Here is a 25,464-nt window from a genome sequence, read left to right as displayed (position 1 = left end):
ATAAGCCATCGCACGATCATGCCAAGGCATGAGTACAAGCGCTTAAAGACAGGTAAAAATAACGTCAAACATTTACTGAAAACAAAGTCAGAAAAAACAACTTCGAAAGGGACTCCAAATGGGAGTTAGATGGCATTTATCGTTATGAAAAATGAAAAATCTTAAAAAATTATTAATTATTATTTTAATATCCTAACACCAATTTTTGACATTAGAAAGTAAAATTAGAAAATAGGCTTGGATTGAAAAACCTCATAAAAACCTCATTTTTTTGCCCAAAAATGCAAAAGAATGCAGAACAAATGCAATGGAATGTTCAGATAAGGGTGGCTTATTTCTCCCCGTTCAGCTTACCCGTTGACCTTCTTCACCCCACCCTGCATCACTTAAATGCACAACCTACACAGTCATTGATGTGTTTTGAATGTTTTTAATGAAGCCATTCAAAACAAAAATAAAAAAAGCACCGTTATAAAAACAGTGCTTTTTATCAAGATGGTGCAATTAACAATCAAAAAAGTTAAACAATGACGTCATTAACCATTTAATCATCCATCCATGCCCACATTCACCATCAACTTCATCACTGCCTGCGGATTGTCATCAATATGGCGGTAAGCATCAACCCATTCAGATAAAGGATACTTTGCATCAATCAACGGTTGAATGTGCAAGCCTTGATCCAACAAATCCTTGGCATGGAGCCAATCGTCACGCCAATACATCATCGAACCTTTGACATTCAATTCATGTTCGCCCACACGTGCCATGTCCAACTCAACAGGTCGACCATACACACCCACAATTAAAATTGTGCCGCCCTTTTGAATGGCAGGAATGAGTGCTTGAATTGCAGGTGGTGCACCTGCGGCTTCAACCGCCAGCGCAAAACCTGCGTCACCAAATGCAGCGGCTGCCGCATTGGCCAACGAGGTGGTCATCATATTGGCTGTGTGTTGAATGCCGCATTCGTGCGCCCGCTCAAGTCGAGCATCTTGAATGTCCGTGAGCAATACATTAGCCCCCATGCGCTGTGCCACTTGTGCAATGAGATTGCCAATCGTACCCGCCCCCATCACCACCATGTTCTGTCCAGCAATGTCCCCCAGACGCGAGACCGCATGTGCTGCGACGGCGACAGGCTCCATGAACGCACCTTGATCCAGCGTGAAATGTGCGGGCAAAGGCACAATCCGTTCTGCGTCTGTAACAAAAAACTCTTGCCCACAACCATCGGCTTGAAAACCACGGACTTTGAGGTTTTCGCAGATGTGAAATTGCTCAGAAAGGCAAGCATGGCAATGTCCGCACACAATTTGCGGCATGGCTGTCACCAATTCGCCAATTGCCAAATGGCTTACCCCTTCACCCAGTTGATCAATGTACCCGCAAAACTCATGCCCTTGCACCACAGGATAGGGAGTAAACGGATGCGTACCATGCCACACATGAATGTCAGAACCACAAATGCCAATTTGGCGCACACGAATCCTGACTTCGCCCGCTTTGGGCTCAGGCACATCAATTTCGCGCACCGTTAAATGTTTGGGCGCCAGCATGACCAATTGCTTCATTTTTTAAACCTTTTTTGTACAATTATGCCGTTAAAAATGAAATGCTTGTCATGGCACGACGAATGGCCGAGACGATGTGCTCATCGCCCGCCAAGCCACCCCATAGGTTCACATCGGCACAAAATGCGGCAACAGGATCTGCTGCTTGACAAATCGCATGACCCACAACGGGGTTCATTGCTTGATCTTGGTACTCAAAACTGACTTGACCTTTGTCCCAACGTTGCAAAAAGGCCAGAAACAGTGCGGGCAAAACAGCAACTGAATCAAAGGAAACCTCTCGCGCAATGCAATCGCGGAATGTTGGTACGATGTAACCTGGGATTTTCGAGAAGCCATCCATGGCCACGCGCTGATTGGTGTCTCTGATCGCCTCATTGCCAAAACGCTCCAGCACCACATTGCGATATTTTGCCAAATCAATCGGGCTCGGCGACAGACAAGGAATGACATCGTCGGTCACATAATTGTAGGCCATCAAATGTATCGCAGGGTCTTGCGTGCCTTCGTGAATGTATTGATAGCCTTTCAAAGTCCCCGCCCAAGCGATGCAGCTGTGTGTTGCATTGAGGATGCGGATTTTGGCTTCTTCGTGAGCGGAAACGGAGGCCACCATTTCTACGCCGACGTTTTCCCAAGCGGGCCGTCCTGCGCAAAAGTTTTCTTCAATCACCCACTGCAAGAAATCCTCACCCATCAATGCAGCATCATCGTCCCGACCCGTCGCCGCTTTGACACGTGCTTTCACCTCAGCCGTGGGACGAGGCGTGATCCGATCCACCATGTCATTTGGACAGGTGGTGTTGGCTTCCACCCATGCCCGCAACCCTGCATCACCAATATAATCAATGAATTGCAAAAAACCCGTGCGAAAACGTTCACCATTGTGACGCAGGTTATCGCAATTGAGCAAAGTCACTTTGCCCGCGCCGCTGTTGATGCGTGCACGTAAAATCGTCACCAATGCGCCATAAATCGTTTGCCCCACCTCACCTGCACGCACGCGGTCAATGTCGGCTTTCAAATCAGAAAAACTCAAATCCAGATTATTTTTATCATCAACATAGTAACCCGCCTCGGTGACGGTGAATGAAATGATGCCTGTCGCAGGATGCGATCCAATTTCAACCAAACCCGCAAGCGAAGGCTCGTATGGCACAACGTAGCGAATCGCATCAATCACTTCATACTGATGTTCGCCTGATGGTGAAATGGTTTCTAGGGTGTAGTGGCCTTGATTTTTTAAAGCATCAATCACTTCAGCCATATCAGGACGCAAGTGCCCACCCGCCAAAACCCAGCTGCTGTCACCCGAATTGATCAGTTTTTGAATATAAACCGCTTGGTGGGCGCGATGGAAAGAACCCAGCCCCAAATGCAGCATGATTCTGCTAGTTGGATTGAATGTCATGATAAGACCCTCTTCTCTTGTGGCTGAGGGTCTTCGTGGAAGCCCTAATCAGCCTGTGATAATAAAAACTCTGCGGTCTGCTGATCCGTGATCAGCCCCTTTAACCAGCCGCCTCGGAGTGCAGCTAAAATGGCACGGTGTTTACGTACACCACCCGCCACACCGATCACAGGGCGCTGTAACAAAACCCCTTGGGTGAAACTGGTCACACATTCGTTGACGGGATGCTTAATGACCAGCCCTTGTTCATCGAACACCCAGCCCAGCACATCGCCGACAGCGCCTTTGCGCAGCAACTCATACATCACGTCGGTGGTGATGAAACCATCTTCAACCAATGGGCACTTCTCACCCAGCCAGCCCACCCCAATCAAGGCCACTTGGCAATCGGTGTAACAGCCCAGTTGACGCCGATAGGTGCGTGTGCTGTACCAGTAATCGCGGTCTTCCAAGCTCTCTGCAAACAATGGGATCGACAAGATGTAATATTTACCATCCGTTTTATCCGCCAAACTCAAGCTGGCATCGTAGCGATTAAATGAGCCATCGAGCACCACAGTCCCCGCCAATGACACCACTTTAAAATCATCCAAATGGTGGCGCGACACTTCATGGCAAATCCCACGCACTGCACGACCTGTGCCCAATGCAACACCACTGATTTTTGAACGGCGCAACACCTGTTCTAAAAAACGTCCACCAGTGACGGCAATGGCTTTATCAATTTGGCTCGCAGTCGCCTCTTCGACAGGGGCCACTTCGCATTCGCTCAACTTAAATTTCTTTTTCAAGCGCTCAGCCAAATCCATGGATGAGGCAATGGTGTGGTCGATCTTGACCTGCACCACGCCATTTTCCAGGGCAAGGCTGAGCATGCGTTGTACCGTTGGGCGCGATAAACTCAGTTGTTTCGCAATGTCTTGCTGGGTCACATTACCGATGTAATACAACCATGCAATTTTTGCTTGTAATTCCAATTTTTCATCCATAGTATGTTCTGACGTGTGATCGATTTCTTTCTGTTGGTCAATCCATTTGACTCACGTCAGAACGTCACTTAGACGTACTGGGCGTGTATCTCTTGCAAATGGCGTGGAACCGCCTTACCGCTTGAGTCGAACAAATAAGCCAACTCAGGGTTTATACCGATGCGTAATGTATGATTTTGCTCTGCACGGAATACGTCTGCAACACGGATCACAACGGGTTTATCAAACCCAGCCAGTTGCGCGTACACCATGGTCGAGTCACCCATTTGTTCGCATAAGGTCACGGTAACACCAAAACCTTGGTCGGAGGATTGTACGCTCAAATGCTCAGGACGAATACCTAAGGTGGCTTTTTCACCCGCTTTAAGCTGTTGACGGCCATCACACGCGACCTTGATCGATGAACCATCGGTCATGCGCACCACGGCAAATTGAGCATCGGCGGATTCCACTTGCACAGGCACAAGGTTCATTTTGGGCGAGCCAATGAAACCAGCCACAAACAAGTTGTTTGGTTGATGATACAGTTGCAGCGGCGTGCCAATTTGTTCCACACGGCCTTCAGAGAAGACCACAATGCGATCAGCCAATGTCATCGCTTCAATTTGATCATGGGTCACATAAATCATGGTTGCACCAAGGTCTTGGTGCAAGCGTGCAAATTCAATCCGCATTTGCACACGCAACGATGCATCCAAGTTTGACAATGGTTCATCAAACAAGAAAACTTTTGGTTTGCGTGTGATCGCACGACCGATGGCCACACGTTGGCGTTGACCACCAGACAAGGCTTTTGGTTTTCGGTCAAGCAAATGTTTGATGTGCAAAATTTCTGCTGCATTGTTGACCGCAGCATCAATCTCCGCTTTAGGCACGCCCTGTAAGCGCAAGCCAAAATTTAAATTCTCTTCCACGCTCATGTGCGGGTACAGTGCATACGATTGAAACACCATCGCAATGCCACGTTCAGCAGGTGATAAGTCATTCGCGGCTTTGCCATCAATGACCAATTGACCTTCACTGATTTCTTCCAGACCTGCAATCATGCGCAATGTGGTGGTTTTCCCGCAACCGGAAGGTCCAACAAGCACGATGAACTCACCGTCTTTGATGTCAATATCGACACCTTTCACGGCATAATTTTCCGTGTATTTTTTTGCAATGCCTTTGAGTTGTACTGTTGCCATTTCATGTCTCCAATAGTCTAATTGTGAGGAACAAATTATTTTCAATTGCCCCAGCCGACGCTGCGACTGAGAACTTGAGGGAGGTATTGCATCGAATCAAATACCGTCAAAACCCCCATCTCCCGTAAATCTGCCGCATGATGCATGGGAATGTGCAGACCACCCACGAAACCAATCACCCCCATGCCTGCTGCCAATGCGGCCAAAACGCCAGAAGTGCTGTCTTCAATCACCACACACTCGGCAGGTTCTAAGCCCATTTCATGTGCGGCCAGCAAATATAAATCAGGTGCTGGCTTGGGCTGCTTGACTTGATCAGCACTCAAGATTTTGACATCTGATCGTGCATCCAAACCCACTTTACTGATCGCTGAAACAATGCGTGCCATACCGCTGTTGGACGCCACGGCTTTAAGCCGTGGGTGATTTACCAAAATTTCAACATGTTTGACGGGAAAAGCGTGCTGCTCGATGGCGGCATCGGTGACGGTACGCAAGTGCTTCAAAAAATCGTCTGGAATCGATCGCCCAGAGAATTGAGCGACTTGTCGCACCAACTCCTCTGTTTTTTGACCAAACGAACTGATCAAAAAAGCATTGCAATTCACATTTGAAAACACCGCTTGCGTTTCCCGCACCAACACCTCATGCGCCACGACCTCACTGTCGATTAAAACGCCATCACAATCACTGATTAAAGTCGTATAGCCAGCCATCCTCACATCACCTCATTCCACTTTATTTCACTGCACCAAACGTCAAACCACGCACCAATTGTTTCTGACTGAACCAACCCAACACCATGATCGGCGCAACAGATAAAACCGAAGCCGCTGATAATTTTGCCCAAAACAAACCTTCTGGTGAAGAGAATGTTGCAATCAACTGAGTCAATGGTGCGGCATTGGTGGTGGTCAAGTTCAAACTCCAAAACGCTTCATTCCAACACAAGATGATGCTCAGCAAAGCAGTTGAAGCCAAACCGGGCAAACTCATCGGCAAAATCAAGTAACGGATTTCTTGTGCCAACGTCATGCCATCCAAACGCCCTGCTTCCAACACTTCTGTCGGTAAATCTTTGAAGTACGAGTAAATCAGCCACACAGTGATCGGCAAATTCATCAGCGTATACACCACAATCATCGCAGCGGCATTGTCCAACCAACTGAATTTTTGAAACACCACATAAATCGGCAACAACACACTGACTGAAGGCATCATTTTGGTCGACATCATCCACAACAAAATATCTTGTGTGCGGCGGGTCGGATACAGAGCCATTGAGTACGCTGCAGGCACTGAAATCAGAATCGACAACAGTGTGGCACCAAAAGCAATCAATATCGAATTACCCATGTGATGCATATAATTCACACGCGACATGATCTCGTGATAACCATCCAATGTTGGCGAGAAAAAGAGCAATGGCGGTGAAGAAATTGCCATTTCTTCGGTTTTGAAACTGGTTAAAAACATCCAGAAAATTGGGAAAAACACGATTAAAGCAATCGCCCAACCAAAAATCGTGATCATCAGGGTTTGAAATTTTGAATTTTTCATGGTGTGCTCCTTAAGCTTCTAAATTTTTAGAGGCCGTGCGAATCAAGAAGAACGACACGATGTTGGCCAAAATCACTGCAATCACGCCACCCGCTGAAGCCAAGCCAATGTCAAACTGAGCCAAACCACGCAAGAAAACGAAATATGTCAAGTTGGTCGTTGCATTACCTGGGCCACCACCCGTGGTGATGTGAATTTCAGCAAATGCACTCAACAAGAAAATCGCTTCAATCATGACCACCACAGAAATCGAACGTTTCAAATGTGGGATGATGATGAACCAGAAAATATGCCAAGGTTTCGCACCATCAAGCTTTGCTGCTTCTTTTTGCTCCGAATCCACCGATTGAATCGACGTCAATAAAATCAAGAAGGCAAAAGGCATCCACTCCCATGTCATGATGATGATGATGGACAGCATTGGATAGTCTTTGAACCAATCGATTGCAGGCAAACCAAAGAAATGTGAAATCGCTGCGAAAACACCGTACACAGGATGAAACATCATGTTTTTCCACAACAATGCACTCACCGTTGGCATGACAAAAAACGGTGCAATCACGAACAAACGGGCAATGTTACGACCTTTGAAATCTTGATCATACAACCACGCCAACAGTGAACCCAGCACCACCGATAACAGCAACACGGTACCAATCATCAAGATGGAGTTCCAAATTGAGACCCAAAAATCGGCGTCTTTAACGAGGTACTTAAAATTATTAAACCATGCGAATGATGTCGTATCCGCGCTCAACAGATTGAAATTGAGCAGAGAGTAATACAACGTCATCACCAATGGCACCACCATCCAAATGAACAGCATCGCCACTGCTGGCGTTAGCATGAGCTGTGCAAGCAACAACTTGGGATTGCTTTTCTTTGAACTTGAGGTACTGATTGAAGCTGACATGGCATTCTCCTTTCTTATAAAAAGAGAAGCGCGGCACTGGGTTACCGGAGACAAAGAAACTTGTGACCGCGCTTCGAACCATTAAAGGGCGTTGTCAAAAAGCTTATCATATTGATTTTTGCTTTTATTCAACTAAATTGTGTGCGTGATAATTGTTGTTGCTTGAGCAATCAAGTGAGTTAGATCCCCCGATTCACCTCACCATCAGCATTTCCCTGCAACCACCTCGCCTAAGCGAGAACGGTTGCATCGAGATGACGATTGATTATTTCAAGTAGCCGCCTTGTTCAACTGCTTTTTTCGCTGCTTCGTTACCTGCATTCAAAGCATCATCCACTGACATTTTGCCAGCCAATGCGCCTGAAATGGATTGACCCACTTGTGTACCGATCGCTTGGAACTCAGGAATGCCCACATACTGAACACCCACATAAGGTACTGGTTGAGCCGTTGCATGTGCAGGATCCACTTTATTCAACGCATCAATCACGAAAGAGGCGAATGGTGCTGCTTTTTGGTATTCAGGGTTGGCGTAAGTTGATTTACGCGTGCCTGGAGGAACCGCACCCCAGTTGCCTTTAGATTTCGCCACTTCAGCGATGTACTCTTTAGACGTTGCCCAAGTCACGAATTTCTTCGCAGCTTCTTGTTTGGTTGAGCTGGCTGGCACAGCCAAAGACCAAGCCCACAACCAACCTGATGCATTGGCGTAGCTGCCTACAGGCGATGGTGCAAACGCAATTTTATCAGCCACTTTTGATGTTTTTGGATCATACAACATGCCTGCCGCTACAGAAGCGTCAATCCACATGCCACATTTGCCTTCTTGCATCAAAGCCAAACTTTCGTTAAAGCTGTTCGATGACACGCCTGGAGGGCCGTATTTGGTCAACAAATTGATGTATTGGGTGATGGTTTTTTTCCACTCTGGCGTGGTCAACTGCGGCTGCCATTTTTCGTCAAACCAACGACCACCGTTGGCATTGACCATGGTTGACACCAAAGCCATGTTATCGCCCCAGCCTGCTTTACCGCGCAAGCAAATGCCATAAATGCCTTTTTCTTTGTCATTCATTGCTGCTGCAAATTTTTCAATGTCATCCCAAGTTGGCTTGACTGGCATTTTCAAACCTTTGGCATCCATCAAATCTTTACGGTAGTAAGTCATTGATGTTTCACCATAGAATGGCAACGCATACAATTTACCATCAACAGACAAACCATCGCGCATTGGCTTGATCAGATCATCCACATCGTAACCTGCACCAAGGTCTTTCATTTCTGTCAACCAACCTTTTTTTGCCCAAATCGGTGCTTCATACATGCCAATGGTCATGACGTCAAATTGACCACCCTTGGCAGCAATGTCCGTTGTGACTTTTTGGCGGAGAACGCCCTCTTCAAGTACAACCCAGTTCAATTTGATGTCTGGATTGGCCGCTTCAAATTTTTTTGACAACTCTTGCATCACCACCATGTCACCATTGTTGACGGTTGCTACAGTCAATGTGGTTTGACCCGCAGCAGGTGCTGCAGCAGCTGGTGCACCTTCAGCTGCTTTTGCTGGTGCCGCTTCTGGTTTTTTTTCGCCACCACAAGCCGCCAACAAACCAGCAACTGCAACAGCTAAACTGAGTTTACGTATCATTTCATGTCTCCTAAAAGGAATATATTTAGATTAATGTGTTCGAGTTGGACTCGTAATGGCTTTTATATGCCACTTTCACCGCCTTATTGCTTTACAAATGTAAAGCAAGTGGGCAAATGATAAGGCAAAACGTCCGCATTGAAAACAACTTTCGATGTTGCAATGCAGAAATATAAATACGTACCCCAACAAAAAAGTCCGCAAAAATGCGGACTCTGTCATCGTTCAACTGCAATATAAAATGTTTAAAAACTTTCAAAAAGCCACTTAAACCACACTGACATTGGCCATCATCCCAGCATCTTCATGCTCAAGGATATGACAATGCAACATGCGCACGCCTTGATGCCGTTGAATCATTTTAAAAACCACACGTTCGCCAGACCTCAGATTCACAGTGTCTTTTAAAGACAATGCATACTGAGTTGGCGCACCACGACTGGCATCAATCCACTCACGCCGCTGCAATTGAAACTGCCCGCCATGAATGTGCACGGGGTGATCCATGTCCGAGGTGTTGTCAATCACCCACTCCTCAACTTCGCCGACCTTGCTGGTGAAGTCAATGCGACTCATGTCAAATTGTTTGTCATTGATGTAAAAACTCATGTTGTGCATACCCCCCGCCATGCTCATGGTTTCACTCAACCGAACCCTTTGTTGGCGTACAGCGGCACCCAAAGGCATGATGTCACGTAAGCGTTGGGGCAACACAAGGGCACTTGCAGCCAATTGAACCGCCAATAATTTGCGGGCGGGCGTCGGTTGCACCATGCCCATTTTGCCTTGTGAATATGTCAGCGCATGCAGGTTCAAGGTTGCGGCCTCTTTCGATGACAAACATAATTCCACTCGCTCTGCGGGGCTGACCAACACGGTTTGAGCCTGCTGCGCCTGTGCCAACAAACCACCATCCGTGCCCACTTGAACCAACTTCGCCGCCTGCCCTGTCATGTCTTGCAATTGCAAATTCAAAAACCTCGCATTGGTCGCATTCCACAATCGCACGCGGGTCGCTTGAGCCAGTGAAACTGCGGGCTGATAAGCACCATTGACCAACAAAAACTGCCCCTCACGCCCATTCATCTCATCGTTCATGTCATTGTCAGCGATGCTGCCATCGGCATTCAGCTTCAAATCGGTCACAAATAAATGCGTTTCAGGCAGAACACCCAACGCATCACTCGACGTCAGTTTTGGTCGAACAATGATGGCGCCAGCCAAACCACGAAACACCTGTTCATGCGTTGTGCCATGGGGATGAGGGTGAAACCAATACGTCCCCGCACACGCCTCAGGCAAAACGAAACGATAGGTTCGTCGCCCTTGTGGCGGTACGGCTTCCTGTGGTCCACCATCCTCCTCGGGTGGTACGGGTAAACCATGCCAATGCAAGGTTGTTTCTTGTGGCAATTGATTGATCAGCTCAATTTCCACAGACATGCCCTCAATCAACTCAATCAACAACGGCGTGGGGCTGCCGTTATACGCCCACACCGTCGTTGGCTTGCCTGCAATGAACGCATGCTGCATCGGCGCAGCAGTCAACGTCGCTTTAAAATGATTGACATCGGTGCTTTGATTGATCAATAACGGCAAGCTGGGCACTGCCAACCCAGTTGGCAGCACGTCCAAAGCCGCCAAAGCAGAAGGATCTGCCATGCCTCCCATGCCTTTCATGCCCTGCATTGAAGGCATACCATGGTCTGAACCCACCTTGGCACAGGCGACAGGAATCACAGCCACCCCCAGCAACCCCACGCCTCGACTTAAAAATTGACGACGATCCATAATTTCCCTTTCAGAACATCACATCCATTCAACATTCAATACCAGCCAATACAACAGGCCATAATATACCCATCAAACACACGTGGAAATGAGACCCGCATGCAGCATAAAACAGCATGCCAATGAAAAAGATAAACACCCATCAGCAGTACAGGTACACTGTAATCTCAGTACTTAACTACGGAGTCAAGCAGAATGAACAACACGGCCCCCACCCTCACCATTGGTCAGCTCGCCAAAGCCGCTGGCGTGCACATTGAAACCATCCGCTACTACCAATCTCGCGGTCTCCTGCCCAAACCCACCAAACCACTCGAAGGTTACACGCGTTATGATGACACCCTCATCACCCGCATCCACTTCATCAAAAGTGCACAACAACTGTCTTTCACCCTCGCCGACATCGCCGCCTTGCTCGCCCTCACCGATCAAGCCAGTGATAAAAACCGCATACGCGAATTGACACAAATGCGCTTGACACAAGTTCAGGAGACACGGCGGCATTTGGATTTTGTCGAAATGACGTTGACACGCTGGATCAATGAGTGTGAACACAGCGACGAAAATGAATGTTGCCCCATCATCGCACACATCAATCAAACAGATACAAACACCATACGTTAGCATGTCGCTCATTAATCAAAATACCGCTCAAAATATTTAACCACACAATACATTTTTCTTTGCCGCAACAATCTTTCTTGCATAAAAAAAGCCCTTTCAATGGCATTGAAAGGGCTTTTGATTTGATCCAGAGCATCTGTAATGTATAAGGCATGGAGCAAGAAAGAACCTCAACTTAAAAAAACTTTAACTCAAAAAAATGAAAACGTTTGAAAAATTTAGATAGCAGGTACACCCTGCCATTTCAAAACAACCTCAACACATAGTCTGGTTCATTCGGATTATTTGGGATGTCCAATGGCCCTGGAATGGGATCAAAACTCGGACTAAAAGCATCACGGTCATTTCGAATGAAACTAAACTCCATCACCCGAGGCATGGCCATGCCATGCAGCAAAGAAATCCCACCGTAATTGTTTGCATGCGTATGAACGCATGTGTGATGGCGTGTCAACTTGGTGATGACATCATGCACTTTGGCAAAAAAATGGGCATCGTATAGTTGGGTAAAATCATGTAACTCACACACGATCAAACGAAACTTGGACAAAGTTTCAACCGAAATGGATGTAAATGCATCCCACTCAGCCCCTTCGACATCAAATTTAAGGATCAAATCGTCTTTATCTGACAAGTTATTGTGTTCAAGCATGTCCGCCAAACTCACAAAATCACCCGATGTTTCAGCAGCCCAACCTTGTTTATGAAAATGGAACAACTCATGGTCAATTGGATTTTTTTCAACGGTATGATCGTATTGATACGATGGAATCCCTTTTTGTGCCAGCGCATGATCAAAGCTAACATCAGGCCCCACACCGATCGACAACATCCCCTGAACACCATCAAAGTCGTCAGGCAGCACATAACCACCATCCGCTGACAACCCCACTCGAACCTTACTTAATGTGTCACAATTCTTTGGAGATAAAGCGGTTAACAATTTCAAAATACTATTTGTATTGGGTTCAACTTGCATATATTCTCCAAGTAAAAATCATTCATTTATTATAAAGTGTAAGACTTTTCCGCATGCCTATTTTTTGCACCAATCAACCGTGTTTGTTCACTTCAGCCACTCTAAAAATCATGGCACAAATTGAGCAGAAGTCTGATTTGAAATCAAGCGTCGATCACGTGTCGACCACGTGAAAACAGTCAAAGCATGTCAACTGAATGCCTGCATTCTACTTGTAAATGATTGAAGCAAAGCCCATCCTTTTAAAATAAATGAGTGCGTCAGCCCAAAAATGCCACTTATTGATATCAGTTCATGCTCTGCTTGCACGGTTACGCTTATTTTGTGCAGATTAAATGATAAAAAACACCATCAGTGGGCTTTGAATACTTTCGGTTGAACACGTTCAAATGGCATTCGAATGCCATTCCATTCAATAGCACATGTTTCTGTGGATACAACGAATAAAACATCACCACATTCAACCAACATCAATACAACATGCTTTTTATTTTGACTAAAAATGCCTCGCTTTAATTTCTAAGCAAGACTTTTGTGTCGATCGATTGGGCATGAAAAATTGAACATAAAAAATGAGCATGCCCTGCATGCCCATCCCTCACTTCACTTTACTTTTTCAGCTTCGCAAATGCCTGTGCAAATGCAGTATTTGGTGGCGCAGAAGATTGACCACCGCGTTGCCCTCCCTGCGGGCGTGAGTTGCCACGGTCATTTCGACGATCAGGTGCAGCCGTTGCATGGCGTTCATTCCGCGTCGGTAAGGCCTCATCATCCAAGCGCATGGTCAAACCAATTCGACCGCGTTGGACATCAACCTCCATGACCTTGACCTTGACCAACTGCCCCGTTTTCACCACTTCACGAGGGTCTTGAACAAATTTAGTCGACAAGGCCGACACATGCACGAGTCCATCTTGATGCACACCAATATCGACGAACGCGCCAAAAGCGGCCACATTGGTGACCACACCTTCCAAAATCATGCCTTGTTTGAGGTCTTTGATGTCTTCCACACCATCTGAGAACGTTGCCGTTTTGAATTCGCCGCGTGGATCGCGGCCAGGCTTTTCAAGTTCATTGAAAATATCCATCACCGTGGGCAAACCAAATTTTTCATCGGTGAACTCAGTAGGGGAAATGCCTTTAAGGGCTTCTTTTTTACCCATCACATCGCGAATGCTTTGCTTGATTTTGGCCAAAATCTTTTCCACCACGGGATACGCTTCAGGGTGAACCGATGAAGCATCCAGCGGATTGGCTTCTGGGGTGCTGCTGGAAATGCGCAAGAAACCTGCGGCCTGTTCAAACGTTTTCTCACCAAGACGTGGCACATTTTTTAAGGCCTTGCGGTTGGCGAAAGCACCGTTGGCATCACGGTATTCAACAATATTTTTTGCCAAAATGCTGTTCAAACCTGAGATACGAGCCAATAACGGCGCGGATGCGGTATTCACATCCACACCGACCGCATTCACGCAATCTTCAACCACAGCATCCAGGCCACGCAATAACTCGCGCTGATTCACATCGTGTTGGTATTGGCCAACACCAATGGATTTTGGATCAATTTTGACCAGCTCAGCCAGTGGGTCTTGCAAACGACGGGCAATCGAGACCGCACCACGAATCGACACATCAAGGTCTGGAAACTCGGCCGCAGCCAATGCAGAGGCCGAATACACAGATGCACCCGCTTCTGAAACAACAATTTTTTGCAAACCAAGCTCAGGATGTGCTTTCATCACATCGAGCACAAGTTTTTCAGTTTCACGACTGGCCGTGCCATTGCCGATGGCGATCAATTGCACACCATGCATTTTGCACAGCACAGCAAGACGGTGCAATGAACCATCCCAATCATTGCGTGGCTGGTGTGGGTAAATCGTATCGGTTGCCAACAATTTACTGGTCGAATCAATCACCGCAACTTTGCAGCCCGTGCGAATGCCTGGATCGAGGCCTAAAATCGCTTTGTGCCCCGCAGGTGCGGCGAGCAACAAATCACGCAAATTACTGCCAAACACAGTGATCGCTTCTGCTTCAGCCCTTTCGCGCAAATCACCAAGCAGATCCGTTTCAAGGTGCAATTGCAATTTCACACGCCAAGCCCAACGACAACAGTTGAGCAAAAAAGCATCCGCAGCGCGTCCCATGTCGGCAATGTTGAATTGCTGGGCAATCACGGTTTCACATGGGTGCGGCGTGATGGCCTCAAGCTCCTCAGACAACCCCAAACGCACGGTTAACACACCCTCGTTGCGCCCACGGAACATCGCCAAAGCGCGATGCGAAGGGATGTTTGACAGCCTTTCATCATATGCAAAATAATCTTGAAATTTTTGCCCTTCAGCCTCTTTACCTGCAACCACAGCCGCATAAACGATGCCACCCTTGCTCAAATAACTGCGTAAATTGGCCAACAGCTCTGCATTTTCAGCAAAATTTTCCGCCAAAATATCACGCGCACCATCCAAAGCAGCCTTGGCATCGGCAATCGGCACTTCAATATTGAGGTTCAAATACTTGGCGGCTTCAATGTGCGGATCCAGTGTTGGCTCCGCCAACAAGGCCAAAGCCAAAGGTTCTAAACCCGCTTCACGCGCAATCATCGCGCGGGTGCGGCGTTTTGGTTTGTAAGGTAAATATAAATCCTCAAGCAACTGCTTGGTGGCTGCACCATTGATGGCTGCTGCCAACTCAGGAGTGAGCTTACCCTGTTCCTCGATTGATTTAACAATCGTCGCACGGCGGTCTTCCAGCTCACGCAAATAGCTTAAACGTTCGTCTAAATTGCGTAATTGCGTATCGTCCAACCCTTGCGTGACCTCTTTACGGTAACGGGCGATGAAAGGAACGGTTGCCCCTTCATTCAACAATTCGACCGTGGCACGGACTTGTTCAGCACGAATCTGCAAATCCTGCGCGATTTGGGTGATAATACGGTCTTGCAAAACTTTTGCAACATCTTGATTGTTTAAAGTCATATTATATATTCACGAAATAGTGTTCCAGACCAACAAATGCTCGGTATAATTATACAAACCAATTAAGATTTAATGGATAATTAGCACAATGAAATACTTGCCAAGCAAATAGCGGAGCCAGATGATGTATGTACATACAAATAATTCGAAAGAAATCCGATCATCCTCACATGAACGGATTAAATTCGTCGCGTATTGTGCCATAGTTCTGAGCCTATCGGGGTGTGCGAGCGCAACTTCTCAATTCACCAACGCCATCAGCGACGATGCACTGTCAAACGAAAAAGTAGTCGAACGCGCAAAAAGCATCAAAACCCTTAAACAAGCACAAACCCAAGAAAACAAAGCCATTGAAGTACAAAATTTGGCCGATGCCAACTTGATGATTGATAAAGTCGCATGCAATAAAATATTTTTGGTCAACCGTTGCATCAATAAGGTCACAGCGGTGCGCAATGACCTATGGGACACCGCGCAATTGGATCGCACTTCCGCACGTTATTTCATTCGTCAATATGAAGCCAACGAACGCCGAGTGGCTTTAGAGCAAAAAATTGCCGCATACCGGCGTGAACAAGCGGCACAAGCCGCCACCCGTTTGGCCAGCAAAGCCGCATATGAAGCCAAACTCAAAGCCTATGCCGAAAAATTGGCGCAACCCGATCCATTGACACCAGAAGAACGCAAAAAAAACGTGACGTTGTTCGAGGCAAAACGCAATACAATACTGGATATACAAAGGAAACGTGCTGAAGCTGCGCAAGCGCGCGCAGATGCCGCCGAAAAAGCCGCAAAGTCTGCGGCCGCGGCGGTCGCATCACCCCAATAAAATTCATGTCAGATACCGAAAACACTTCACCCAACTCAGCCTCCTCGCTACCGTTTGAACAACAGAACCACCTGTCCCGCATTTTCGGCGAAGGTGGTTCTTTTGCACAACGCCTCCCACATTACCACTCGCGTCAAGAACAAATTCAGATGGCTGAAGCTGTGACCCACGCCTTAAATAAAGTGGGTTGCGCCGTCCTCGAAGCAGGTACAGGCACAGGTAAAACGTTTGCCTATCTCGCCCCTGCATTGATGTGGGGCGGCAAAGTGATCGTCTCGACAGGCACCAAAACCCTGCAAGATCAGCTGTTTGAACGTGATTTGCCAACAGTGCGCGACGTCCTCGCTGCACCTGTTTCCATTACTTTACTCAAAGGCCGTTCAAATTACGTGTGCCACTACCACCTTGAGCGCACATTGATGAATGGTCGACTGTTTGGCCGCGAAGACGTCAAGCATTTAAACAGCATCAAAAAGAACATCAACCTGGTCAAACGGGGCGACAAAGCCGAATGGCCTGAAATTCCAGACGATGCGCAAGTGTGGGCACAAGTCACTTCCACACGCGAAAACTGCCTCGGATCAGACTGCCCAAACCACAAAGAATGCTTCGTCATGCAAGCGCGTAAAGATGCGCAAGCCGCCGATGTCGTGGTGGTCAATCACCATTTGTTTTTTGCCGACGTGATGTTACGTGAAGAAGGCATTGCTGAGCTGCTGCCTGCGGCCAACACCGTGATTTTTGACGAAGCGCATCAAGTGCCCGACATCGCCAGTGTGTTTTTTGGTCAACAGGTCACCAGCGCACAAATCATTGATTTGGCACGGGACTTACTGGCCGAAGGCATCACCCACGCCCGTGATGCGCTGGATTGGAGTGCACTCAAAGACACGATGGAACGCGCTGCAAAAGATTTTCGCATCGCGTGCGGGGATGACAATGGCCGCTGGAGCGTCTCTCAGTTGCCCACAGACTCACCATTGTGGGGTGCGCTGGACACGATGTTGACGATTTTGAATGAATCATTGGCAAAAATCGAACCAACCACGGTGCGCGCCGAAACATTGGCACAATGCGCCGAACGTTTAAGCAGCCTCATCGCCTCATATGAACAATGGCAAGGTCAAACGGGCAGTGACATGGTGCGCTGGGTGGAGGCGCTGACTTACTCCGTGCGCCTGAACGCCACCCCGCTGTCGGTTGCCGAAAGCTTCACTCGGCAGCGTGAATCCGATCACATGCGCACATGGATTTTTGCTTCAGCCACTTTATCGGTGAAAAAAGATTTCTCTTTATTCACCGAGCAATTGGGCTTGAGCGACGCCACCACTGCGAGCTGGGACAGCCCTTTCGATTACGCCAATCAAGGTTTATTGTACGTGCCCGACGGTTTACCAGAACCATCGAACCGCGCTTTTGGTAACGCCATGTTGGCCAAAGTTTGGCCTGTATTGCAAGCCTCAAATGGTCGTGCCTTTTTGCTTTGCACCACTTTGGCCGCAGTCAAACGTTACGCCGCATGGCTGGATGAACAAATCAAAGCGCATGATTTACCATGGACGCTGTTGGTTCAAGGCACGGCCTCTCGCACCGAAATCCTCAACCAATATCGCGCAGCCACAAACCCTGTGCTAGTCGGTTCACAAAGTTTTTGGGAAGGCGTGGATGTGCGCGGAGAAGCACTGTCCGTGGTCATCATCGACAAACTGCCCTTCGCCCCGCCCGATGATCCCGTGCTGGCTGCTCGTTTGAAAGCGATTGAAGAGCGAGGTGAAAATGGCTTCATGGCCTATCAAGTGCCACAAGCCGTGATCAGTCTCAAACAAGGTGCAGGTCGATTGATTCGTTCAGAAACAGACAAAGGTGTCTTGATGATTTGTGACACCCGCCTCATTTCCAAACCGTACGGCCGTCGAATTTGGCAAAGCTTGCCTTCGTTTGCCCGCACGCGTCAAGAAGATGTGGTGCAAGCGTTTTTTAATGAAAAAAAATGACCCCGCGCAAACCATTGCATTTTTATGTAAAATCATGGCCTTAGCAATTAAATTGTGTACCCACGCATCGGCCTTTAAAAAAATTCGTCAACCATATTCAATGGCCACACCTTAACATCCCCATCTTCAACTCAATAGAGACACGTCATGTTTAAATCTGTTTTAACTAAAGTTTTAACCGCAGCTGTTTTGACCTCTGCAGCGGGTTTTGCCAATGCCACGCCCATCGATGACTTGCAACAATTCAACCGCAACACCAAAAATGCATCGGGTAGCTTCACTCAAAAAGTCATCGGCAAAAGTGGCGCGGCAAAAAAAATCAGCTCGGGCTCATTTGTGTTTGCCCGCCCGGGTAAATTTCGTTGGACGTACACACATCCATACGAGCAAGTTTTGGTCAGCAATGGCAAAACATTGATCATCTTTGATAAAGATTTGAATCAAGTCACCAAACGCAGTTTGGGTAGTGCAATCGGCTCATCGCCCGCTGCGATTTTGTTTGGTGGTTCGGATTTATCGGCCAATTTCACATTAAGCGATGGGGGCGAAGCCGATGGTCGTGCATGGGTCACGGCTGTACCCAAATCACGCAGCGGCAATTTCACCAAAGTCAACATTGGCCTGCGCAATGGTTTACCAGATGCCATGGAGCTGTACGACACGCTTGGGCAAGTCACCGTTCTGAATTTCTCAGGCGTGAGCCAAAACTCTGGCGCAGCAGCGAGCACCTTTAGCTTCTCAGCACCTGAGGGCGCGATTCAAAGCAAGTAATGCACCTCCCATGACGGCCACAGGGTCAATCGCATTCACGTGATTGACTCGAAAACCACCGTCAAAAAAACATTGGCGTCATCGCCTGTTATGGTGAGTATGGTGAGTTTGAGAAATAGGGGTAATTTACAAACAGGTTCAAACCCGCAAACATCCGATGCTTTGGTTGATGGATTGATTTGGGTTCATCTGAATGTCCTGCGGATTTCCCACCTCAAGCCTCTCAAATTAAACAAGCGTAAAGTGAGGTTTAAGTTGGCGATTCACATGTTAACCCACTTCAACACATTGACCCGCAACTGTTTTTTTGGAGGCACACATGCACCGCACCACTCACATTCGCCTCATGGCGAATTATAATCAGTGGATGAATAACACCCTATTCACGGCCTCACAAGGCCTAAGCCATGAGCAATTGACCACCAATCAAGGTGCATTTTTTGGGTCGATTCTGGGCACGCTCAACCACATCGCCGTTGGCGACACCATTTGGCTCAAACGCTTTGCTGGACACACAGCGAAGCATCCTGAATCGCAAGTGTTTCATACACTCCCCTCACCCAGCAAGCTCAATCAATTTTTATTCAACACCCTGCCCGAACTTTCTGGGTATCGCAGCATGCTGGATGCACAGATCATTCGTTGGGTTGAGGCCATTTCAGATGGTGATTTAGATGAAACAGTGGTGTATGCCAATATGAAAGGGGTCATTGCACACAAAAATTTCTTTGCCTTACTTATGCATTTCTTCAATCACCAAACCCATCATCGCGGTCAAGTGAGTACTTTATTGTCACAAAATGGTGTAGACTTTGGCGACACCGATTTGGTTTTGTTGATTCCCGATGACATTGAATGTTAAAGAAAGAAACACTCATGAGCACACTGCCCGCACTCACTTTAAGCAACGAATTTGTCCGTTTAGAACTGTCATCGCTTGAGCATGTGGCGGGCTTACAAAAAGCCACGGCCGATGGCGAATTGTGGACACTGTGGTACACCGCGGTACCGACCGTTGAAGGTGTTGCTGCTGAAATCACGCGCCGTTTGGGTTTATACGAGCAAGGCAAAATGATCCCATTGACCATCATCCGCACGATGAACGGTGCAGATGAAATTGTCGGCATGACCAGCTTCATGAACATCGAACAAACCGCCTTATACCAACGCGCAGAGATCGGCTCAACATGGTATTCACCGACCGTGCAGCGCACGGTACTCAACACAGCAGTGAAACATTTGATGTTGAAATACGCATTCGAAGATTGGAAAGTCATCACAATCGAATTCCGCACCCACCGCTTGAACACTCAAAGTCGGCGCGCCATTGAACGGCTTGGTGCACAACTGGATGGTGTTTTACGTGCGCATCAAATCATGCCCAACGGCACTTTACGCGACACCGCCGTTTACTCCATCACCGCCAATGAGTGGAACACCATCAAGACACACCTTGAATTCAAAATTGAACAATTGCGCCATGCTTAATCGCAAAAACCCAAGCACAGCCCGCTGAGCAGCCTGTCATTTTGCTTCATTTCTGTCTGGCGGTTTCTGACAAAAATCCCAACTTAAAGCACTAAAAAACAGATATTTACTTTTTCCGTGCGTCCTTAAAATAAAATGCTGCACATCAAAAAACACTTGAACACGTTGACCGCCCCTTCATTGTCCAATGGGCATGTTCGTCTGGAGCTGTCCTCGTTGGATCATACACTGGGATTACAAGCCGCCACCGCCGATGGGGAGTTGTGGAAGTTACACTACACCTACGCCCCCACGGTGGACGGTGTTGCTGCAGAAATTGAGCGCCGTTTGGAACAGTTTGCACTCGGTGAAATGATCCCATTCACCGTCATCCAAACCCACAATGGCATCGACACCATCGTCGGCATGACCACATTCCTCAACTTTGACCGATCGGCCACCCACCAGCGCGTTGAAATTGGCGCCACATGGTATGCACAATCTGCACAAGGCACGGGGATCAACACCATGGCCAAATACTTGATGCTGAAACACGCTTTTGAAGAATGGCACACCATCGCCGTCGAACTGCGCACCCACCGTTTGAACAGCCAAAGCCGCCGCGCCATTGAGGGTCTTGGTGCACAACTTGACGCCATTTTGCGCGCACAACGCATCATGCCCAATGGCAACATACGGGACACCGCCGTTTATTCGATCATCGCCACGGAATGGGCAACGGTTAAAACACACCTTGAATTTAAGCTGCGTCAACACGAGAGCCGCATCAGCTCCCCACGAAAACCTTAATATGAAAAAAATTCTGTACAGCCTACGCAACTTACTTTTGGGCATTGTGGCTTTTGTTGCCCTCTATGCACTCACTGTTGTCACGCTCAGCCGCATCCCCTTGCATGCGAATTTTGCGTCACTCCCCACCGATCAAGCAGGCGTCGACATTTATGTGCGCACCAACGGCGTGCACACCGACATCGTTTTACCTGCAAAAACAGCAATACGCGACTGGTCAAACATGATCCCACCCGCAGACCTGCACAATACGGATGGACATTTGTCATACATTTCATTTGGCTGGGGAGACAAAGGCTTTTACCTCGACACACCGACATGGGCAGAACTCAAAGCCTCCACCGCGTTCATTGCAGCCACAGGTTTAGGCAGCACCGCCATGCACATCGAAGCCATCGAACAGCCCAAAATCAGCCCCACCATCCGCCACCTGCGCATCAGCGAGGCCGCCTTTCAATCCATAGTTGCTGACATTGACCGCAGCTTCAAATTCGACGCGCACAACCAAGTTGAACACATCAACACCACAGCCAATTACAACGATCACGACGCCTTTTACGAAGCCACGGGACGGTACTCCATTTTCACAACATGCAATGAATGGACACGCAAAACGCTGGCACATGCAGGGATAAAAACGGCAGCATTCAGCCCACTGCAAGATGGGGTGATGCGGTTTTTACCTTGATCTTCAAATACTGTGCTGATCAATTGATGGCTGCTTTTCAGAATACCCCCTAAAAACACCAACAATAAGGCTGTGTATGGGATGAGCTATACAAACAAAAATAGGCCCGCACATAAAAAACCATCGTCTACATCTTTAACAACACAAATGCGACATAAGCAGCAATCGCTGCAATACTTAAACACGTACCACAAGCAATCATGCTGGCCGAACGCCCACTTTTCATATAATGGGTTTCTAGCACAATGATATTAGCGGCAGGTGGCAATAAACAAAGCAGGTACAACGTGGGTTTATTATTCAATACCAATGCAATATCGTAATATTGGCATACCAAAATAAATAAACTCACAAAAACAAAAATAGTCATACAACGTATAAAAAATGGAATCAATGCTGATTTAAAATCCGAGGCTGTGATTTTGGTAGACGATAACCAAATTCCCAAAACCACCATCCCCATAAACCCCATTAAAAATTTTAGAACATCGTAGATGGGCTTCAGAGCTTCAATGCTGTTATGAAGTGGCAAGCATAAAATACCAACCAATAAAGCCCATACAGGCGGGGCTTGTAATGTTTGCCAGATTCTCGTTTTAATGTCTTGCCCGTGCGCCATCAAACCGACACCAATGGAGTTTCCAAACAATGAGCTGCCCACATACGCAGCAATAATCACCATCGCCGCACCATCGCCAAACAGCGTACTGGCAATCGGCAAACCGAGCCAACCGATGTTTAAATAAAAAAAACATAGGTTTTGTACGGGGTCTTTTGTGACCATTCTGCTCAAGCACAGCATCAAAAACATCATGACAATGATTCCAGCCATAATGACAAAAGTCCCGCTTTGATGCGTTGCAATGTTATAAATGATAACCAATGGGATGACAACTTTCGTCAAGAGCATGGAAATACGCCCTTTAAGTTCAATAGGGAACTTGCCTAAAATTAGACCAAATAATAAATAGATGATAGGGGAAAATATAGAAAGTGGCATTTATGCTCCTGTAAGCTCTTGTTTATTGGTTTCAACTGCCCATTGTTTAACCCATTGCCCAGCACACCAAGCATAAACCAAAAAGCATTTATCGAAAACAGGCTGCCTTTATTGAGCGGTCCGAGACTGTACAACCCGCTTATTGGCTTGCATTTAACTTGACATTCAAAAGTTAAGGAATCACGAAACAAGTCCACAGTTTGCAAAAAAACAACGTAAGTCATTAAATTTTATTGGGTCTATGTTTTTACAAAACGACTTATTCCGCGAATCCTTTAAAAAGCAGTTTTTTCACAAATGGGTATTGCTGGATATGCTTTTTCACCACCACATCGCAAATAAAACCAACCATCATGGCTGGTTTTATTTGAACCCAACCTGTACTGATGAGTAAAAGATCCTTTTTTTAAAATACATAATCAGCGCCCACAGACTGCCCCACCCTCAACGTCAGTCCAGCACCTGCCAGCACGATCGCGTTCACGCCAAAAGTCAGTTGATCCTCCATGTTTGCATTGCGGCGATACGTCAGCAACACATCACTGATCATCGGATCGATCTCCGCGCTCATCGGATCAACGTTTGGAATCGGGCAACGGGTGCACGGTTTGACATTTTTCAGCTGAATGCGCTCATCCTCGATGTGCAAGACATCAATCAAATCCTCATCGTGAGCGGCCACATCGGACAGCACGATGTTCGGCCGAAAGCGCAAGGCATTGACAGCAGGACTTCCTACATCATGCAAGCGGGTGTTGAGTTCATCCATCGAAGCCACACTGGACACCAAAATCGGATACCCATCGGCAAATTTCGTGGTGGCACGGTGTGTTGCCGTCCACTTCTCACTGCACACACGTTCATGCATGGGATCAAATCGCACCAAGCGCACATTTTGTCCTAAAAAATCACTGAGCCATAGTGCCGCGGCATCACCCATGTCAAATGCCGCCACAACATCATCCCAGATCGTCACTTGTAACGCATCACCACTTTGGTTGAAATGAATGGCACATGGCGATTGGGCTGGCGCATTTAAGATCAACGCCTCTTCGGCCAATGTCGGCTGAATCAACACCATGCGTGGTAACTCACGTTGGCTCACGAATCGTCCCGCTGCATCGACCACCATCCATTCTCGATCAAATTGCAAACCTGTGGGTGTCAGCACCGCCTCATCCACCGCCACCGCTGCGCACGATTTCACTGGGTGAACGTACAACGCATCGATGCGTCCCCGAACATCAAAAGCATCCAAAGCACTCATTTTTTCTCCCTTAATATGTGTCCGACCGCCCATTGTGCCGCCGCCATACCAAAGCTGGCGGTCACCATCACCGAAGAACCAAAACCCGCGCAGTTTAAACCTTGGGGCGCGGCATCACCCACATCGCACACGGCTTCTGGGTAACGCACGGCCTCATCCGAAAACAACACGGGCACACCCAGTTTCGCAACGGTCGTGGCTGATTTCTTGCCCAAATTCGCCCCGCTTTGCTTTAAATGTGAACGCAACCGTGAGCGAATTTTTGCCAAAATGGGGTCTTGAATGCTTTGCGACAAATCACATTGAACAATTCGCGTTGCATCCTGTTTCCCCCCTGCCGCACCACAACACAGCAATGGTTGACGACGCTGACGTGCTTCAAGCAACATGGCATATTTTGCACGCACCTGATCGGCACAATCCAGAATAACCTGCGCTGAGGCAGGCATCAAATTCAAATTGTCTTCATCAATAAAATCATCGACTTCATGCACAATGCAATCGGGATTGATTAAACCAATGCGCTCTTTCAAAGCTGTGATTTTTGCTTTACCAAAGGTCAACTCAGTTGCTTGAATTTGTCGATTGACATTCGATTCGACCACATGATCGGCATCAATCAAAGTCAATTCACCCACGCCGCAACGCGCCAAAGCCTCAACTGCCCATGAACCCACACCACCCACACCCACGACACACACATGCGCTTGGCTGAGTTTTTGCGCGGCACCTTCACCATACAAGCGATCCAACCCTGCAAAACGCCGAGCCGTGATGGTATGGAAAGAATTTGATGAATGAGTTGAGGAGTGAGTTGAGATATGAGGTTGGTTCATATAATAAACTTTTTGGAATCAATATAAAGCACGAATCAGAGACATTGAACGGTCATAAACAGACATTGTGGCTTAAGCATGACGCATACCACTCTGCTATTTAATCCGACATGTTATTGCAATTTAAAACGTCATTGCGAGT

General features: G+C 47.4%; 22 protein-coding genes. 8 read left to right on the top strand and 14 right to left on the bottom strand.

Features of this window, described 5'->3' with window-relative positions; all coding sequences use genetic code 11:
- Positions 1 to 548 precede the first annotated feature (548 nt).
- The 9 genes from DTO96_RS05235 to DTO96_RS05195 all read right to left on the bottom strand — a co-directional run bounded on the left by DTO96_RS05235 (position 549) and on the right by DTO96_RS05195 (position 11,073).
- A complete protein-coding gene (locus DTO96_RS05235) occupies positions 549 to 1,574 on the bottom strand; it encodes a zinc-dependent alcohol dehydrogenase (RefSeq protein WP_114562531.1) in 1,026 nt (341 codons plus the stop codon).
- Between the two features lie 22 nt (positions 1,575 to 1,596).
- A complete protein-coding gene (gene dalD, locus DTO96_RS05230; RefSeq protein ID WP_225972567.1) occupies positions 1,597 to 2,985 on the bottom strand; it encodes a D-arabinitol 4-dehydrogenase in 1,389 nt (462 codons plus the stop codon).
- A 44-nt stretch (positions 2,986 to 3,029) separates the two neighbouring features.
- On the bottom strand, positions 3,030 to 3,974 hold the full coding sequence (locus tag DTO96_RS05225) for a sugar-binding transcriptional regulator (RefSeq protein ID WP_114562529.1): 945 nt from the start codon (positions 3,972 to 3,974) through the stop codon (positions 3,030 to 3,032).
- A 68-nt stretch (positions 3,975 to 4,042) separates the two neighbouring features.
- Entirely contained in the window at positions 4,043 to 5,161 is a 1,119-nt protein-coding gene (locus tag DTO96_RS05220) for an ABC transporter ATP-binding protein (protein ID WP_114562528.1), read from the bottom strand.
- A gap of 41 nt (positions 5,162 to 5,202) precedes the next feature.
- On the bottom strand, positions 5,203 to 5,877 hold the full coding sequence (locus tag DTO96_RS05215) for an HAD family hydrolase (RefSeq protein ID WP_114562527.1): 675 nt from the start codon (positions 5,875 to 5,877) through the stop codon (positions 5,203 to 5,205).
- 22 nt (positions 5,878 to 5,899) lie between these two features.
- Complete coding sequence (locus tag DTO96_RS05210; protein WP_114562526.1) at positions 5,900 to 6,721, bottom strand: carbohydrate ABC transporter permease; 822 nt, start codon at positions 6,719 to 6,721, stop codon at positions 5,900 to 5,902.
- Positions 6,722 to 6,731: 10 nt separating this feature from the next.
- Complete coding sequence (locus DTO96_RS05205; protein WP_114562525.1) at positions 6,732 to 7,634, bottom strand: carbohydrate ABC transporter permease; 903 nt, start codon at positions 7,632 to 7,634, stop codon at positions 6,732 to 6,734.
- A gap of 265 nt (positions 7,635 to 7,899) precedes the next feature.
- On the bottom strand, positions 7,900 to 9,282 hold the full coding sequence (locus DTO96_RS05200; protein ID WP_114562524.1) for an ABC transporter substrate-binding protein: 1,383 nt from the start codon (positions 9,280 to 9,282) through the stop codon (positions 7,900 to 7,902).
- Positions 9,283 to 9,549: 267 nt separating this feature from the next.
- The gene (locus DTO96_RS05195) at positions 9,550 to 11,073 is read right to left on the bottom strand and encodes a multicopper oxidase family protein (RefSeq protein WP_114562523.1); all 1,524 of its coding nucleotides are present in this window, start codon (positions 11,071 to 11,073) and stop codon (positions 9,550 to 9,552) included.
- A gap of 195 nt (positions 11,074 to 11,268) precedes the next feature.
- Between DTO96_RS05195 and DTO96_RS05190 the strand changes: the two genes are divergently transcribed.
- Positions 11,269 to 11,697, top strand: coding sequence for a MerR family transcriptional regulator (locus tag DTO96_RS05190; protein WP_114562522.1), 429 nt, complete (start codon positions 11,269 to 11,271; stop codon positions 11,695 to 11,697).
- Between the two features lie 244 nt (positions 11,698 to 11,941).
- On the opposite strand, the gene DTO96_RS05185 is transcribed toward DTO96_RS05190, so the two are convergent.
- Both DTO96_RS05185 and DTO96_RS05180 read right to left on the bottom strand, forming a co-directional pair.
- Positions 11,942 to 12,676: an FkbM family methyltransferase gene (locus DTO96_RS05185; RefSeq protein ID WP_114562521.1), complete on the bottom strand. Its 735-nt coding sequence runs from the start codon at positions 12,674 to 12,676 to the stop codon at positions 11,942 to 11,944.
- A gap of 608 nt (positions 12,677 to 13,284) precedes the next feature.
- Entirely contained in the window at positions 13,285 to 15,660 is a 2,376-nt protein-coding gene (locus DTO96_RS05180; RefSeq protein WP_114562520.1) for a Tex family protein, read from the bottom strand.
- Positions 15,661 to 15,781: 121 nt separating this feature from the next.
- On the opposite strand from DTO96_RS05180, the gene DTO96_RS05175 reads away from it, so the two are divergent.
- The 7 genes from DTO96_RS05175 to DTO96_RS05145 all read left to right on the top strand — a co-directional run bounded on the left by DTO96_RS05175 (position 15,782) and on the right by DTO96_RS05145 (position 22,219).
- Positions 15,782 to 16,489, top strand: a complete 708-nt coding sequence (locus DTO96_RS05175; protein ID WP_114562519.1) for a hypothetical protein — start codon at positions 15,782 to 15,784, stop codon at positions 16,487 to 16,489.
- A 5-nt stretch (positions 16,490 to 16,494) separates the two neighbouring features.
- Positions 16,495 to 18,483 carry a DNA repair helicase YoaA gene (gene yoaA, locus DTO96_RS05170; protein ID WP_114562518.1) on the top strand — a complete coding sequence of 663 codons (1,989 nt, stop codon included), beginning with the start codon at positions 16,495 to 16,497 and terminating at the stop codon, positions 18,481 to 18,483.
- 147 nt (positions 18,484 to 18,630) lie between these two features.
- On the top strand, positions 18,631 to 19,254 hold the full coding sequence (lolA, locus tag DTO96_RS05165) for an outer membrane lipoprotein periplasmic chaperone LolA (protein ID WP_114562517.1): 624 nt from the start codon (positions 18,631 to 18,633) through the stop codon (positions 19,252 to 19,254).
- 319 nt (positions 19,255 to 19,573) lie between these two features.
- Positions 19,574 to 20,116: a DinB family protein gene (locus DTO96_RS05160; protein WP_114562516.1), complete on the top strand. Its 543-nt coding sequence runs from the start codon at positions 19,574 to 19,576 to the stop codon at positions 20,114 to 20,116.
- Positions 20,117 to 20,130: 14 nt separating this feature from the next.
- Complete coding sequence (locus DTO96_RS05155) at positions 20,131 to 20,742, top strand: GNAT family N-acetyltransferase (RefSeq protein WP_114563931.1); 612 nt, start codon at positions 20,131 to 20,133, stop codon at positions 20,740 to 20,742.
- 135 nt (positions 20,743 to 20,877) lie between these two features.
- Positions 20,878 to 21,531: a GNAT family N-acetyltransferase gene (locus DTO96_RS05150; RefSeq protein WP_114562515.1), complete on the top strand. Its 654-nt coding sequence runs from the start codon at positions 20,878 to 20,880 to the stop codon at positions 21,529 to 21,531.
- 1 nt (position 21,532) lies between these two features.
- Positions 21,533 to 22,219 (top strand): TIGR02117 family protein, encoded by a 687-nt coding sequence (locus tag DTO96_RS05145; protein ID WP_157964331.1) that lies wholly within the window; start codon positions 21,533 to 21,535, stop codon positions 22,217 to 22,219.
- Positions 22,220 to 22,346: 127 nt separating this feature from the next.
- Here DTO96_RS05145 and DTO96_RS05140 read toward each other — a convergent pair whose 3' ends face one another.
- From DTO96_RS05140 to DTO96_RS05130, 3 genes are all read right to left on the bottom strand, one after another.
- Positions 22,347 to 23,219, bottom strand: coding sequence for an AEC family transporter (locus DTO96_RS05140; RefSeq protein WP_114562513.1), 873 nt, complete (start codon positions 23,217 to 23,219; stop codon positions 22,347 to 22,349).
- Positions 23,220 to 23,625: 406 nt separating this feature from the next.
- Complete coding sequence (locus DTO96_RS05135; protein ID WP_114562512.1) at positions 23,626 to 24,486, bottom strand: MOSC domain-containing protein; 861 nt, start codon at positions 24,484 to 24,486, stop codon at positions 23,626 to 23,628.
- The gene (locus DTO96_RS05130) at positions 24,483 to 25,322 is read right to left on the bottom strand and encodes a tRNA threonylcarbamoyladenosine dehydratase (protein WP_114562511.1); all 840 of its coding nucleotides are present in this window, start codon (positions 25,320 to 25,322) and stop codon (positions 24,483 to 24,485) included. The genes DTO96_RS05135 and DTO96_RS05130 overlap by 4 nt, the downstream gene beginning before the upstream one ends.
- Positions 25,323 to 25,464: the final 142 nt, after the last annotated feature.

Origin of the sequence: Ephemeroptericola cinctiostellae, from assembly GCF_003339525.1 — a bacterium.
GTDB lineage: Bacteria > Pseudomonadota > Gammaproteobacteria > Burkholderiales > Burkholderiaceae > Hydromonas > Hydromonas cinctiostellae.
This window is presented reverse-complemented; position numbering and strand designations above follow the sequence as displayed.